The organism is Deltaproteobacteria bacterium (genome assembly GCA_029210625.1).
Taxonomy (GTDB): Bacteria; Myxococcota; Myxococcia; order SLRQ01; family SLRQ01; genus JARGFU01.
In genome coordinates, this window is record JARGFU010000005.1 from 84,830 (window position 1) to 98,693 (window position 13,864).

Genomic DNA, 13,864 nt, shown 5'->3' on the forward strand with positions numbered 1-13,864 from the left:
CGTCGGCCGGTCTCGGAAGGCCGGCCGCCGATGGCTGACAGCCGATGGATGACAGCTCCGGCCCGTGGTAACACCGCGCGATGCCCGCCGATGGACCAGCCGTGGACGGCCTGCAGCTCGTCACGACCTCTCGCGAGCGCCTCGCCGACCACCTGACCCCCGTCGGGGTGCTGCAGGCCCTCGCCGGTGCCGGAGAGGCCCCGGGCTACCTCCTCGAGTCCGTCGAGGGCGGCGAGCGCTGGGGCCGGTGGTCCTTCGTCGGGGCCGACCCGATCCTCACCGTCCGCGGAGACGCCGGTGGGCTCTCCCTGACGCGGGAGGGCGGCGTCACCGAGCGCCGGGACGGCGCCCCCTTGCCCCTCCTCGAGGCCCTCCTGGGCGGCCTCGCCTCGGAGGTCGAGCAGGCGGACCCGAGCCGCCCGCCCCTGGAGGGGGCGATGGTCGGCTACCTCGGCTACGACCTGGTGCGCACCTTCGAGAAGGTCGACCCGGCCGGCGCGCCCGAGGCGCTCCACCCGGACCTCCCGTTGGCGGCGCTCTTCCTGCCGGGCACGGCGGTCGCCTTCGACAACCTGCGCCACGTCGTGCGCCTCTCCTGCAACCAGCTGCTGCCCCGGGACCTCTCCCCCGAGGACCTCGCGCGGCAGCGCGCCGGGGTCGAGGCGAGGCTCGACGCCCTCGAGGCCAGGCTTCAGGCCGGGCCGGCCCGGTCGGGGGGGCCGCTCCTCCCGGTGCCCCGCCCCGGTCCGGTGCCGGACCAGGCGGGCTTCGAGACCCGGATGAGCCAGGCGGACTACGAGGCGGCGGTGCGCGAGGCCCGGGAGCGCATCCTGGCCGGCGAGGGGATCCAGGTGGTGCTGGCCCGGGCCTTCGAGTCAAAGGCGCGGGCGGCACCCTTCCAGGTCTACCGGCAGCTGCGGGCGCTGAACCCCAGCCCCTACCTCTACTACCTCCACCTGCCCGCGGGCGCCGGCGGCGAGTCCGTCGAGGTGGCGGGCTCCAGCCCCGAGGTCCTGGTGCGCCGGGAGGGGGACCTCGCCACCGTGCGGCCCATCGCCGGGACCCGCCCCCGGGGCGCGACGCCGGCGGAGGATCTCGCCCTCGAGGAGGAGCTGCGCGCCGACCCCAAGGAGATCGCCGAGCACGTCATGCTCGTCGACCTCGGCCGCAACGATCTCGGCCGGGTCGCCACCGCCGGCAGCGTCCGGGTGCGCCGCCAGGCCGTGGTCGAGCGCTACAGCCACGTGATGCACCTGGTCTCCGAGGTGCAGGCGACCCTGCGCCCCGAGATCGGGCTCGCCGAGCTCGTCGCCTCGACCTTCCCGGCCGGGACCCTCTCCGGGGCGCCCAAGGTCCGCGCCATGCAGATCATCGACGAGCTGGAGGTGCAGGGGAGGGGGCTCTACGGCGGCGCCGTGGGCTACCTCGCGCCCGGGGGGCACTTCGATCTGGCCATCTGCATCCGCACCCTGGTGCAGTTCGCCGGCAGGCAGTGGGTGCAGGCCGGCGCGGGCATCGTCGCCGACTCGGATCCCACCCGCGAGCACGAGGAGACCCTCCACAAGGCCGGCGCGCTCTTCCGGGCGGTGCAGGCGGCGCTGGAGGCGAGCGAGGGGCAGGGAGGCGCGCCGTGATCCTGGTGATCGACAACTACGACTCCTTCACCTTCAACCTGGTGCAGTACCTCCTCGAGCTCGGCGCCGAGGTGAGGGTCGAGCGCAACGACGCGCTCACCGCCGCCGACGCCCTCGCCGCCGGCGCCGCGGGCATCCTGATCTCGCCCGGGCCCGCGGATCCCGACGAGGCGGGGATCAGCGTGGAGCTGATCCGCGAGGCCGCGGGGAGGGTGCCGATCCTCGGCGTCTGCCTGGGGCACCAGTCCATCGCCGCCGCGCACGGCGGGAAGGTGGTGCGGGCGCGGCGGGTGATGCACGGCAAGGTCAGCGAGATCCACCACCAGGGCGTGGGGGTCTTCCGGGGGTTGCCCGATCCCTTCCTCGCCACCCGCTACCACTCCCTCCTGGTCGAGGCGGCGAGCCTGCCCGCCTGCCTGGAGGTCACCGCCCGCACCGTGGACGGCGAGGAGGAGGAGATCATGGGGCTGCGCCACCGGGAGCACCCGGTCGAGGGGGTCCAGTTCCATCCGGAGTCGATCTTGAGCGAGCAGGGCCACGCCCTGCTCCAGAACTGGCTCGAGGGCCTGGCAGGAGAGAAGGCATGAAGGACGCAGCGATTAGGGAGGCCATCGCCGCACTGGTCGAAGGTCAGGATCTGGGCGAGGAGCGGGCCCACGACGCGATGGAGGTCATCATGGAGGGCGACGCCACGCCCTCGCAGGTGGCCGGCTTCGCGGTGGCCCTGCGGATGAAGGGCGAGACCGTCGAGGAGGTCACCGGCGCGGTGCGCGCCCTGCGCGAGCACGTCACCCGGGTGAACCCCGGCGAGGGCCCGGTGGTCGACACCGCCGGCACCGGCGGCGACGGCTCGGGCACCTTCAACATCTCCACCACCGCGGCCCTGATCGCCGCCGGCGCCGGCGCCCGGGTGGCCAAGCACGGCAACCGCTCGGTCTCCTCCCGCTCCGGCAGCGCCGACGTGCTCGCCGCCCTCGGGGTGAACATCGACGCCGACGTCCCCACCATGGAGCGCTGCCTGGCCGAGGCGCGGATCGGCTTCCTCTTCGCGAACACCCTCCACCCGGCGATGAAGTACGCCGCCGGGCCCCGACGCGAGATGGGGATCCGCACCCTCTTCAACCTCCTGGGCCCCCTGGCCAACCCCGCCTTCGCCGACCGGCAGGTGGTGGGGGTCTTCGCCCGCAAGTGGGTCGAGCCCCTGGCGCACGTGCTGCTGAACCTGGGCTCCCGGCACGCCTGGGTGGTCCACGGGATCGACGGTCTCGACGAGCTGACCCTCACCGGCAGCTCCTTCGTGGCCGAGGTGCGCGACGGCAACGTCACCACCTTCGAGGTGCACCCCGAGCGCATCGGCCTGCGCCGCTGCAACTCCGAGGACCTCACCGGCGGCGAGATCGAGGAGAACGCCGAGATCACCCGCCGGATCCTGGGGGGGGAGGCGGGCCCCCGGGCGGACGCGGCCGTCCTGAACGCCGCCGCCGCCCTGGTGGTCGGTGGGCTGGCCGCGGATCTGCGGGCCGGGATCGAGCTGGCGCGGGAGGCCATCGCCTCGGGCGCGGCCACCCGGGCCCTGCAGACCCTGGCCGAGGTCAGCCAGGGTTGAGCGCGCTGCCCGACATCCTGGCCCGGATCGTCGCCGACCGGCGGGCCGCGCTGGCCCTGGAGGCCCGCCTCGGGGACGAGGCCGAGCCCGCGCCAACCCGGGGCTTCCTCGCGGCCCTGCAGGCCGCGGCGGCGCCGAGGATCATCGCCGAGTGCAAGCGGGCCAGCCCCTCGGCCGGCGTCCTGCGGCTGGGGGAGCCCTGGTCGCCCGCGGGCCTGGCCCGGGCCTACGAGGCCGCCGGGGCCACCTGCCTCTCGGTGCTCACCGAGCCGCGTCACTTCTGGGGCAGCCTGGCCGATCTGGTCGAGGCGCGCGAGGCCTGCGCCCTGCCGGTGCTGCGCAAGGACTTCCTCGTCGAGCCCGCGCAGGTGCGCGAGGCGCGCCGGGCGGGCGCCGACGCCGTGCTGCTCATCGCGGCCGTGCTCCCGGGCGAGCAGCTCGGCGAGCTCCACGCGGCCGCCACCGAAGAGGGCCTCGACGCCCTGGTGGAGGTGGTCGACGAGGAGGAGGCCCGGCGCGCCGTCGACCTGCGGGCCCCCCTGGTGGGCATCAACCACCGGGACCTGCGCACCTTCGAGATCGACCTGGGCCGCAGCGAGCGCCTGGCGCCGGCGCTGGTGGCGGCGGGCTGCTTCGTGGTCGCCGAGAGCGGCCTCTCCGACCTCGCGACCCTCGAGCGGCTGCAGGCCGCCGGCGCGAGCGGCTTCCTGGTGGGCACCTCCCTGCTGCGGCAGGCGGATCCCGGCGCGGCCCTGCGCCGCCTGCGGGGAGAGGCCGCGTGAGGGGAGGGTGGATCAAGATCTGCGGGGTGCGGGACCTCGGCGAGCTGGAGGCCTGCCTCGAGGCGGCGCCGGACGCGGTGGGCCTGAACCTCGTGCCGGGCTCCCGCCGCCGGGTCGACCTGGAGACCGCACGGGAGCTGCGCGCGGCCCTGCGGGGCCGGGCGGAGGCCGTGGGGGTCTTCGTGGACGCCGGGGCCGAGCAGCTGCGGGAGGTGCAGCGCGCCCTCGAGCTCGACTGGCTGCAGCTCCACGGCAGCGAGAGCGAGGAGCTGATCGAGGCCCTCGAGGCCGAGGGCCACCGGGTGCTGCGCGCCTGCCGGCCGGGCTCGGCGGACGCCCGCGCGCTGGAGGCGCTCGCGCGCCTGCCCGCGCGGCGCCTGCTGATCGACGCGCCCGGCCCCGAGGCCGGCGGCACCGGGCGGCCGGCCCACCGGGAGGCGGCGCGCCGCCTGGCCCGGGAGTGGCCGGTGATCCTCGCCGGCGGGCTGCGTCCGGAGAACGTCGCCGAGGCCATCCGCGCGGTGCGGCCGGCCGGGGTGGACGTGGCGAGCGGCGTCGAGGGAGAGGACGGCCGCAAGGATCCCCGCAAGGTGCGGGCCTTCGTGGAGCGTGCGCGGGAGGCACTCGGATGAACGACACGATCGGTGTGGGGGGGCCGGGCTTTCGCCTGGACCGGCGCCCCTTCGGGGACGGCCTCTACGGCGAGTTCGGCGGGCGCTTCGTCTCGGAGACCCTGCAGGCGGCCCTCGCCGACCTGACGGAGGCCTGGCTGCAGGCCCGCTCGGATCCCACCTTCCTGCGCGAGTACCTGGGCTGGGCCGCGGACTTCGCCGGCCGCCCGACGCCCCTGAGCGAGGCGCGGCGCCTCTCGGAGGCGCTCGGGCTGCGGATCTTCCTCAAGCGCGAGGACCTCGCCCACACCGGCGCCCACAAGATCAACAACTGCCTGGGGCAGGCGCTGCTGGCCCGGCAGCTGGGCAAGAGCAGGATCATCGCCGAGACTGGCGCGGGGCAGCACGGGGTGGCCACCGCCACCGTCGCCGCTGCCCTGGATCTGCCCTGCTGCGTCTACATGGGGAGCGTCGACGTCGAGCGGCAGGCGCCGAACGTGCGCCGGATGGAGCTGCTGGGCGCCGAGGTGCGGCCGGTCACGTCCGGCAGCGCGACCCTCAAGGACGCGATGAACGCCGCCCTGCGCGACTGGGTGAGCAACGTCGAGGGCACCCACTACCTCATCGGTTCCGCCGCCGGCCCGCACCCCTATCCGACCCTGGTGCGGGAGCTGCAGTCGGTGATCGGCTGGGAGGCGAGGGCGCAGCTCGCGGCCCTCGGGCTCACCCCGGACGCCGCCGTGGCCTGCGTCGGCGGAGGCTCCAACGCCATCGGCCTCTTCGACGCCTTCCTCGACGATCCGGGCGTGCGCCTCTTCGGCGCCGAGGCGGCCGGGCGCGGCCTCGAGAGCGGCGAGCACGCCGCCACCCTGAGCAAGGGTAGCCCCGGCGTGCTCCACGGCGCCCGCTCCTATCTCCTGCAGGACGAGGACGGTCAGGTCGAGCTGGCCCACTCGATCTCCGCCGGCCTCGACTACCCCGGCGTCGGCCCCCAGCACGCCCACCTGGCGGTGAGCGGCCGGGCCACCTACCACGCCATCACCGACGACGAGGCCCTGGCCGCCCTGCGACAGCTCGCCCGGCTGGAGGGGATCGTCCCGGCCCTCGAGACTGCCCACGCCCTGGCGCTCCTGCCGAGGGTGGCGAGGGAGTTGGCGCCCGGCGCGGTGGTCCTCCTGGGACTCTCCGGCCGCGGCGACAAGGACCTGCCCCGCCTCGAGGAAGAGGGAGGTGCGTTGTGAGCCGCATGTGCGCCCCGGGCCGCATCGCGTCGGTCTTCGAGCGAGCCCGCGCCGAGGAGCGCGCCGCGCTCATCGTCTACTTCACCGCCGGCGATCCCGATCTGGCCACCAGCCGGGAGCTGCTCGCGGCGATCGCGCGGGGAGGGGCGGATCTGATCGAGCTGGGCGTGCCCTTCTCCGACCCGGCGGCGGACGGCCCGGTGCTCGAGGCCGCGGCGGCCCGGGCCCTGGCGGCCGGCACCCGCCTCGAGGACGTGATCGCGCTCTGCCGGGAGCTGCGCGCCGGGGAGCTGGAGGGCCTTCCCGAGGGCGCCGCCGAGACCCTCGCCGTGATCCTCTTCGGCTACGCCAACCCCTTCCTGCGCCGGGGGGAGGCCCTGGCGCCCGCGCTGGCCGGGGCCGGCGTGGACGGCCTGCTCTCGGTGGATCTCCCGCCCGACTCGGGGCTGCCCCTCTACGACCAGCTGCGGGCGGCTGGCCTCGATCCGATCCTCCTGGCCACGCCCACCACCCGCGACGAGCGCCTGGAGGCGATCTTCTCCGAGGCGCGGGGCTTCCTCTACTACGTCTCCCTGGTCGGCGTGACCGGGGCCGCCCAGGGGAGCGCCGCCGATCTGCAGCAGCGCCTGGCCGAGCTGCGCTCGCGCAGCCCGCTGCCGGTGGCCGTCGGCTTCGGCGTGGACGGCCCGGAGGCCGTGGCGCGCCTGGCGCCGGTCGCCGACGGCGTGGTCGTCGGCACCGCCCTCGTGCGCCTCATCGAGGCGGGCGGCCCCGAGCTGCCCGCCCGGGTCGAGGCCTTCGTCCGCTCCCTGCGGGAGGCCTGCGCCCGTGGATGAGCGGAGTCCCCGGCGACCCTTGAGCGCACGTCGCTGAGTGCTAGAGTCTTCCTCATGAAGGTCCGAGCACTCGTCCTCCTCGCCGCCGTCCTCCCCTTCACCGCGCAGGCCGCCAAGATCGTGCCTGGCTTCACCGACGTCACGGTGGGGGAGCGGGGCACGATCTCGGTCACCCTCACCGTGCAGGGACCTGCGAAGGGGCCCTTCAAGGTCGGGCTGGTCAACGGCAAGAAGCTCACCCGGGGCACCGCAGTCGAGCTGACGGAGATCGCGGCCGGGGCCTTCGTGCCGGTGATGGCCGAGCTACGGGTGGGCAACAACCCCGTCGGCACCCACGCCATCGGCCTCGAGGGTCCGAATGGGATCCTGGCCCAGACCACGGTGACCATCGTCCCCGGGCCGAAGCAGGAGTCCTTCCTGGGCAAGAAGGGCAAGGAGACCACGATCGCGACCTACATCCAGAAGCGCGACGCGGATCTGAAGCGCGGCTTCATCGACGATCAGGGGGAGGGCCTGCACGCCGTCTTCTTCCTCAAGATCGCCGAGACCGGCGCGGCGCACGAGGTCGTCTTCAAGCACAAGAACGAGGCCGTCTGCTCCGACACCGTCCACCCGGCCGGCTTCAAGGGCCAGATCGTCCGGGTCCGCGCCAGCTGCCGCTCCGGCGGTGGCGAGGAGGAGGGCGGCGCCGAGGGCGGCGACGACGCCGCCATCGTCGACGACATGGGCGACATGTCCAAGCCCATCGCCCTGGGCAGCAGCGAGCCCCTGCCCGGAGAGGGTGACATCGTGGTCGAGGACGAGACCAGCGGAGAGCTGATGCCCCTGGACTCGATCCTCGAGAAGGCCGGCCCCTGGAAGGTCGAGGTGAAGAAGGGCACGAAGGTCAAGCGGGTCCTCACCTTCAGCGTGAAGCGGAAGGCCATCGTGCCGGGGATCCCGGGCAGGGCGCCGCTGAAGATGGCTCGGGTGCAGGTGCTCGCGCCCTAGGGGCGCGGCCCCGGGCCGGGCGGGCATTGACTTCCCCCCGACCCCCTCCTAGGTTGCCGATTGATTCGTCAATCAGCAGCCAGGGGAGCGTCGTTTCGATGAGCAAGAGCGCCCGCAAGACCCGCCGGGAGAGCACCGAGGCCAAGCGCCGGGCCATCCTCCGGGCCGCGGTGAAGGTCTTCGCCGAGCGGGGCTACCACGGCTGCCGGATCGCCGACGTGGCCCGGGAGGCGGACGTCGCCTACGGCCTCGTCTACCACTACTTCGAGGGCAAGGAGGCCCTGCTCACCGCGGTCTTCGAGGAGTCGTGGAACCTCTTCTCCGCGGGCATCGAGGCCCTGGTGGAGCAGGAGATCCCCTTCGAGGAGAAGATCGAGCAGATCACCCGGGTGGCCCTCGAGGCCTACCGGGCGCACCCCCACGCCGTGCGGGTGATGGTGCTCGAGGTCGCCCGCTCGCCCTTCTTCCTGGAGCGCGGCCGGGTCGAGACCTTCGCCTCCACCTTCGAGGCCGTGAAGCGCCTCTGCCTGCGCGCGCAGGAGCAGGGCGAGGTGCGCCGGGAGATCGAGGCCGAGCACCTGGCCTACGTGCTGCTCGGCGCGGTGGAGATGCTCGTCACCGGCTTCGTCCTCGGCACCCTCGACGTCGAGGCCGAGGGGGTGGTGGAGAGCGCGACCCGCAGCACCGTCGAGATCGTCTGCCGGGGGCTCCTCCCGGTCCAAGGGAGGCCGACGCCATGAGCGAGACCCACGTCAGCGTGACGCGAGAGGGCCGGGTGGCCCGCCTGACCATCGATCGCGAGGCGCGGCGCAACGCGCTGGCGCCCGAGACCGTCGATCAGCTCTCGGCGGCCCTCGCCGCGGCCGACGCCGACCCCGAGGTCGGGGTGATCGTGCTGACCGGGGCCGGGGAGAAGGCCTTCTGCTCCGGCGGAGATCTCGCCGGTGCGGCGATGCAGGACGGCTTCCTCTCGGGGCACGAGGCCCGGCGGGACTACGGGCAGCTCCTCCTGCAGATGCGCGGCCTGGGCACCCCGCTGGTGGCCCGGGTGAACGGCTACGCCCTCGGCGGCGGCCTCGGCCTGGTGGCCGCCTGCGATCTGGCGGTGGCGGTCGAGCACGCGAAGTTCGGCACCCCCGAGATCGATCGCGGGCTCTTCCCCTGGATGATCTCGGCGCTCTTGATGAGGGTCCTGCCCGAGAAGGTGGCCCGCGAGCTGATCTTCACCGGAGAGAAGATCGACGCCGCCCGCGCCCGGGAGGTGGGGCTGATCAACGCGGTGGTCCCGGCCGGCGAGCTCGACGCGAAGGTCGCCGAGCTGGCCGGCAAGGTCGCGAGCAAGTCGCCGGCGATCCTGCGCCTGGGCCGGCGGGCGCTCTCGCTGGTCGACGAGCAGCCCCTCCCGGCGGCGATGGAGCTCCTGGCCGCCCTGCTCTCGGTGAACACCCTCACCGAGGATGCCATGGAGGGCGTCGCCGCCTTTCTGGAGAAGCGCGCCCCCGAGTGGAAGGGCCGCTGAGGCACGAAGAGCGCGAGCCGGGTGCCCGGCCCGCGCTCTCGCGCTCCTGCAGGGTCCTCGCGGTCCCTACTGGAAGGTCACCACCAGGGCCTCGGAGGAGGCCGGCGTGATGATCGGGTGCCCCTGGGGGTCCACCAGGTTCACGTAGCCCGGCTCGGTGCCCGAGAAGTTCAGGATGACGGGCTTCGAGATGTTCTGCGAGAGGCCGTAGGCCGGCAGCCGGGGAGAGTAGGGCATCTGCAGCCGGAAGGTCCGGGTGAAGCCGCTGGAGAGGAAGGGGGAGAGGGGCGCGGTCTCGAGCTGGTAGGCGGGGATGGGGTTGTTGGACTCCCACTCGCCCTGGAAGTCGCCCTTCACGCCCGAGTTGTCGAGATCGTCGTTGAAGTAGAAGGGGAACCAGTAGTTGCCCGAGGGGGGCCGGTTGCCCAGGCCGATCTCCTGGTTGAGCGTGATCTCGATGACGTCGAAGGCGTCGAGGAGGCCGTTCCCGTTGTTGTCGATCATCCGGTAGTTGGTGCCGATGATCACGTCACCGGCCGGGGCCGCGGTGAAGAAGGAGCCGGAGAGGCGGCTCTTCGAGGCGGCGGCGGTGGTGCCGGCGGCCCGGACGTCGATCAGGACGTGGTACTTGCGGCCCTCGGAGAAGGGCGCGTTGGGGGTGACCTGCACAACGTTGCCCTCGCGCACCTCGGCGGTGCTCTCGACCACCGCGCGGCCCTCGTCGTCGAAGACGGTGGCGACCAGGCTGCCCTCGTCGAGGGGCTGGTTGTAGACCACCCGGATCGGGCCGTTGAGGCCGATCACCGAGTCGCCCGGCCGCGGCAGGCCGCCGTTGAGCAGCGAGCCGACGTTCGAGGCCAGGGCGGAGAGGGAGGTGCTGCCGCCGGGGGGCGGGAGCTCGATGGTGAAGCGGCCGCCGTGGGTCAGCAGCCACTGGGCGCTGCGCGAGTCGGCGGTGCCCTGGTAGTCGATCTGGCCGTCGCCATCGAGGTCGACCGGGCCGATGACGACATCGACGTTGCCGCCCCAGAGCGCCATTCCCTGGAGGGAGGGCAGGCCCTGGAAGCGCATGTTGCCGCTGGCGCTGGCCGCGGTGACGGTCACCCGGCCCATGGCGATGTTGCCGTTCACGTAGGCCACCGAGGCGGTGGCGCTGCCGGTCGCCGCGTCGATGGGGGTGGAGTCGAAGCCCACCACCTGCACCTCGACGCTGCCGGTCAGGGGGAAGAGGCCCACCGGACCCACGAAGGCGCCGATGTTGTCGGTGGGGAAGTCACCGTTGGCGCCCGGGATGGCGACCGCCAGGGTCACCCGGGTGTAGCCCTCCTTGGTGATCGTCACGCCGGCCTGACCGCCGGCGGGGACGTCGAGGAAGGAGAAGGAGCCGGAGGCGTCGGAGGTGGCGTCCGAGGCCAGATCTCCGAGCGCCAGCACGATGGTGGCGCCCTCGAGGGGGGCGCCGGTGGCCGCGTCGACGACCTCACCCCAGATGGTCCCCCGCACGTCGCTGGGCTCGACCTGGGTGCGGTCGGGGCCAGCGTCGGCGTTGCTGTTGCCGCCGCCGCAGGCCACCGAGACGGCGAGCGACGCGATCACACCCCAGACGAACAGATTGACGAAACGCATGGTCCCTCCTGCTGGCGACTTGGCGCCAGATGGCTACGAAAAGGTCGAAAACGAGTTTCCCCCCAGGAATCGGGGTGGTGTCAAGCGTCCGCCTCCTAGGGCGATTGACGGCCGACACGGCTCGCGGCAGGTTGTGTCGCGCCGCGTCATTGGATCCACTGGAGTTCACTCCCCACCGTCCAGGAAGGAAGCCGAGATGAGCGATTCCATCAAGCGTGTGCTGGTCTCCGACAAGCTCTCCCAGGAGGGCCTCGCCATCTTCGAGGCCGCCGAGGGCATCGAGGTCGACAACCGACCGGGGCTCTCACCCGAGGAGCTGCTGGCCTGCATCGGCGACTACCACGGCCTCGCCATCCGCAGCGGCACCAAGGTGACCGCGGAGGTGCTGGCCGCCGCGAAGAAGCTCGAGGTGGTCGGCCGGGCGGGGATCGGCGTGGACAACGTCGACCGCGAGGCCGCCTCCCGCCGCGGGGTCGTGGTGATGAACACCCCGGGCGGCAACACCGTGACCACCGCCGAGCACACTCTCGCGATGCTGATGTCGGTCTCCCGGCACATCCCGCAGGCCACGGCCACCCTCAAGGCGGGCAAGTGGGAGAAGAAGAAGCTGCAGGGCCGCGAGCTCTTCAACAAGACCCTCGGCGTGATCGGCCTGGGCGCCATCGGCCGGATCGTCGCCGACCGGGCCATGGGCCTGAAGATGAAGGTGATCGGCTACGACCCGCTCCTCGACGGCGAGGACGCCCGGACCCTGGGCGTCGAGCTGGTCAGCCTCGACGAGCTCTACCGCCGCTCGGACTACGTCACCGTGCACGTGCCGATGACCGACGAGACCCGCGGCATGATCGACGCGGCGGTGATCGAGAAGATGAAGCCGGGCGTCTTCATCATCAACTGCGCCCGCGGCGGCATCGTCGACGAGGCCGCCCTCGACCAGGCGCTCGCCGCCGGCCGGATCGGCGGCGCCGCCTTCGACGTCTTCGTCGAGGAGCCGCCCCCGGCCGATCACCCGCTGCTCAAGCACGACACCTTCGTCTGCTCCCCGCACCTCGGGGCCTCCACCGAGGAGGCGCAGGTGAACGTGGCGGTGGCCGTGGCCGAGCAGATGGTCGAGTACCTCACCACCGGCAACCCCCGGAACGCGGTGAACCTGCCCGCGGTGCCCTCCGACGTGCGCGAGGTCATCGCGCCCTACCTCGAGCTCGCCCACCGCCTCGGGGCGCTCGCCGGCCAGCTCGCCCCGAAGGGGGCGAAGCGCTTCACCCTGACGACCGCCGGCGAGGTGGCCCAGGTGAGCAGCCGGCCCCTGGCCTCGAAGGCCCTGGCGGCCTTCGTGGGCGCGCGCCTCGACGGAAACGTCAACGAGGTCAACGCGCCGCACCTCGCCGCCGAGCACGGGCTCGAGCTGATCGAGGCCCGCGCGGGCTCGGCCGGCCGCTTCGTGAGCCTGATCCAGATCGAGGTCGAGTCCGAGGGCGGCAGCTTCGAGCTCGCCGGCACCCTCTTCGGCGAGGACGATCCCCGGATCGTCCGGATGCAGGGCCACGACCTCGAGGCCATCCCCGAGGGGGCGCTCCTGGTCTTCCACAACGACGACCAGCCGGGCGTCGTCGGGGGGATCGGCACCCTGCTGGGGCAGGCGGGGATCAACATCGCCGGGATGCAGCTCTCCCTCCACGACGAGACGGGCAAGGCGATGTCGATCGTGAACGTCGCCCGGCTGCCCGACGAGGAGGTGCTGGCGAAGCTGGCCGCCCTACCGCACATCCTCTGGGTGCGCACCGCGCAGCTTTGAGCTGCGAGCTGCGAGCTGCGAGCTCGATCGGGGTCGACTCGTAGCTCGTAGCTCGTAGCCAGAAACACGAAGGCCCGCGAGAACCTCCTCTCGGAGGTTCGCCGCGGGCCGTCGCGCCGAAGGCTCTATCGAGCCCTAGTAGTAGACGTGGAACATCAGCCGGGCGCCCGGCTGGAAGTTCAGGGCCAGATCCAGGGTGCCCTGGCCGGTGGTCACGTCCGTGTTCGGATCGTTGGTCTGGAAGTTCCGCACGCTGATCAGAGGGTTGATCATGTCGCCGGAGAGGGCGAGGTGCGGGGTGATGAACCACTCGGCGCCGATGCCGAAGTTGATGTTCACGCCGAGGTTCATGGCGCGGGTGATGTTGTCGGCGCCCTCGGGGTCGACCTGGATGCCGGCGACGCCGAAGCCAGCGCCGAAGATCAGCAGGGCAGAGGACTTGGCCCGGTGCATGAAGCCGTAGCGGACGTTGAGGTCGATCATCGCGCCGTAGCCGTCCCACTTGTCGAGGGTGTCGCCGGCGCTGCCACCGGAGACGTCCACCGACTGACGGGCGTTGCCCATGCCGAGGAGGATCGCCGGCTCGAGGGCGACGCTCTCACCGAAGCGGATCCGCGCGCTGGCGGTGTTCGGGGTGAGGATGTCGGTGCCGGTGCCGGGCCCGGGGCCCGCGTAGGCGGCGCCGCCACCGTTCAGGCCGGGGTTGGCGAGGCCGAGGGTCCAGCCGGTCCAGATCCAGCCGGCGCCGAAGCCGATGCTGAAGTCGGTGGGGCGGGTCTGGGTGACGGGGCCGGCCTCTCCGGTGGCCACGGCGCCGCGCTTCTCGGCCTTCTCGGCCATCTTGGCCTTGCGCTCCTCCTCCTGCTTGAGCTTCATCCGCTCGGAGTAGGAGAGGGGGCGGTCGCCGCGATCGTCGTCGTCGGCGCTGGTGCTCGAGGTGGAGGTGGTGGTGGGGCTCGGCGCCGGAGGAGGCGGAGGCGGGGGCTGATAGCCCGAGTCTCCACCCGAATCCGGGGGAACGAACTGTGCGGTGGCGGTCTGGGGAAGCACGATCATGGCTAGGGCGGCCAGGAACGCAGTTGCGGTGGCGAAACGCTTCATCTCTCCTCCCTTTCGAGGTGACGGTTGCGGGAGAGTCTCTAACAGATTCGGGCCGGGGGCCAAGAGTGATGGATCTCACACCCGGTGACCTTCGATGGACCCTTCTCGTCGCCCGTGTTATGC

The 13,864-nt window shown here is 72.8% G+C and carries 13 protein-coding genes; 11 read left to right on the plus strand and 2 right to left on the minus strand.

The annotated features are described in order from the left end of the window. The first annotated feature begins 101 nt into the window (after positions 1 to 101). From P1V51_06105 to P1V51_06150, 10 genes are all read left to right on the plus strand, one after another. Complete coding sequence (locus P1V51_06105; protein ID MDF1562594.1) at positions 102 to 1,634, plus strand: anthranilate synthase component I family protein; 1,533 nt, start codon at positions 102 to 104, stop codon at positions 1,632 to 1,634. Further along, a complete protein-coding gene (locus P1V51_06110; GenBank protein MDF1562595.1) occupies positions 1,631 to 2,221 on the plus strand; it encodes an aminodeoxychorismate/anthranilate synthase component II in 591 nt (196 codons plus the stop codon). The genes P1V51_06105 and P1V51_06110 overlap by 4 nt, the downstream gene beginning before the upstream one ends. Next, the gene (trpD, locus tag P1V51_06115) at positions 2,218 to 3,240 is read left to right on the plus strand and encodes an anthranilate phosphoribosyltransferase (GenBank protein MDF1562596.1); all 1,023 of its coding nucleotides are present in this window, start codon (positions 2,218 to 2,220) and stop codon (positions 3,238 to 3,240) included. The genes P1V51_06110 and trpD overlap by 4 nt, the downstream gene beginning before the upstream one ends. Continuing rightward, on the plus strand, positions 3,237 to 4,022 hold the full coding sequence (locus P1V51_06120) for an indole-3-glycerol phosphate synthase TrpC (protein ID MDF1562597.1): 786 nt from the start codon (positions 3,237 to 3,239) through the stop codon (positions 4,020 to 4,022). The genes trpD and P1V51_06120 overlap by 4 nt, the downstream gene beginning before the upstream one ends. Continuing rightward, positions 4,019 to 4,654: a phosphoribosylanthranilate isomerase gene (locus tag P1V51_06125; protein ID MDF1562598.1), complete on the plus strand. Its 636-nt coding sequence runs from the start codon at positions 4,019 to 4,021 to the stop codon at positions 4,652 to 4,654. Before P1V51_06120 ends, P1V51_06125 begins: the two co-directional genes overlap by 4 nt. Beyond that, entirely contained in the window at positions 4,651 to 5,874 is a 1,224-nt protein-coding gene (gene trpB, locus P1V51_06130; protein ID MDF1562599.1) for a tryptophan synthase subunit beta, read from the plus strand. Before P1V51_06125 ends, trpB begins: the two co-directional genes overlap by 4 nt. Before the next feature lie 5 nt (positions 5,875 to 5,879). Beyond that, a complete protein-coding gene (trpA, locus tag P1V51_06135) occupies positions 5,880 to 6,710 on the plus strand; it encodes a tryptophan synthase subunit alpha (protein MDF1562600.1) in 831 nt (276 codons plus the stop codon). Positions 6,711 to 6,764: 54 nt separating this feature from the next. Further along, positions 6,765 to 7,700, plus strand: coding sequence for a hypothetical protein (locus P1V51_06140; protein ID MDF1562601.1), 936 nt, complete (start codon positions 6,765 to 6,767; stop codon positions 7,698 to 7,700). Positions 7,701 to 7,798: 98 nt separating this feature from the next. Continuing rightward, positions 7,799 to 8,440, plus strand: a complete 642-nt coding sequence (locus tag P1V51_06145; protein MDF1562602.1) for a TetR family transcriptional regulator — start codon at positions 7,799 to 7,801, stop codon at positions 8,438 to 8,440. After that, positions 8,437 to 9,219: an enoyl-CoA hydratase-related protein gene (locus P1V51_06150; GenBank protein MDF1562603.1), complete on the plus strand. Its 783-nt coding sequence runs from the start codon at positions 8,437 to 8,439 to the stop codon at positions 9,217 to 9,219. Before P1V51_06145 ends, P1V51_06150 begins: the two co-directional genes overlap by 4 nt. A gap of 66 nt (positions 9,220 to 9,285) precedes the next feature. Here the strand turns inward: P1V51_06150 and P1V51_06155 are convergent, their stop codons facing one another. Continuing rightward, on the minus strand, positions 9,286 to 10,845 hold the full coding sequence (locus tag P1V51_06155) for a carboxypeptidase-like regulatory domain-containing protein (GenBank protein MDF1562604.1): 1,560 nt from the start codon (positions 10,843 to 10,845) through the stop codon (positions 9,286 to 9,288). A 196-nt stretch (positions 10,846 to 11,041) separates the two neighbouring features. On the opposite strand from P1V51_06155, the gene serA reads away from it, so the two are divergent. Further along, positions 11,042 to 12,640 (plus strand): phosphoglycerate dehydrogenase, encoded by a 1,599-nt coding sequence (gene serA / locus P1V51_06160; protein MDF1562605.1) that lies wholly within the window; start codon positions 11,042 to 11,044, stop codon positions 12,638 to 12,640. Between the two features lie 135 nt (positions 12,641 to 12,775). On the opposite strand, the gene P1V51_06165 is transcribed toward serA, so the two are convergent. Then, the gene (locus P1V51_06165; GenBank protein ID MDF1562606.1) at positions 12,776 to 13,741 is read right to left on the minus strand and encodes a hypothetical protein; all 966 of its coding nucleotides are present in this window, start codon (positions 13,739 to 13,741) and stop codon (positions 12,776 to 12,778) included. Between the last annotated feature and the right edge of the window lie 123 nt (positions 13,742 to 13,864).

Excerpts from the sequence above, each read along its gene's own strand:
- trpD (MDF1562596.1), top strand. The coding sequence starts at position 2,218 with ATGAAGGACGCAGCGATTAGGGAGGCCATCGCCGCACTGGTCGAAGGT.
- trpB (MDF1562599.1), top strand. The coding sequence starts at position 4,651 with ATGAACGACACGATCGGTGTGGGGGGGCCGGGCTTTCGCCTGGACCGG.
- trpA (MDF1562600.1), top strand. The coding sequence starts at position 5,880 with ATGTGCGCCCCGGGCCGCATCGCGTCGGTCTTCGAGCGAGCCCGCGCC.
- P1V51_06140 (MDF1562601.1), top strand. The coding sequence starts at position 6,765 with ATGAAGGTCCGAGCACTCGTCCTCCTCGCCGCCGTCCTCCCCTTCACC.
- P1V51_06145 (MDF1562602.1), top strand. The coding sequence starts at position 7,799 with ATGAGCAAGAGCGCCCGCAAGACCCGCCGGGAGAGCACCGAGGCCAAG.
- P1V51_06150 (MDF1562603.1), top strand. The coding sequence starts at position 8,437 with ATGAGCGAGACCCACGTCAGCGTGACGCGAGAGGGCCGGGTGGCCCGC.
- P1V51_06155 (MDF1562604.1), bottom strand. The coding sequence starts at position 10,845 with ATGCGTTTCGTCAATCTGTTCGTCTGGGGTGTGATCGCGTCGCTCGCC.
- serA (MDF1562605.1), top strand. The coding sequence starts at position 11,042 with ATGAGCGATTCCATCAAGCGTGTGCTGGTCTCCGACAAGCTCTCCCAG.
- P1V51_06165 (MDF1562606.1), bottom strand. The coding sequence starts at position 13,741 with ATGAAGCGTTTCGCCACCGCAACTGCGTTCCTGGCCGCCCTAGCCATG.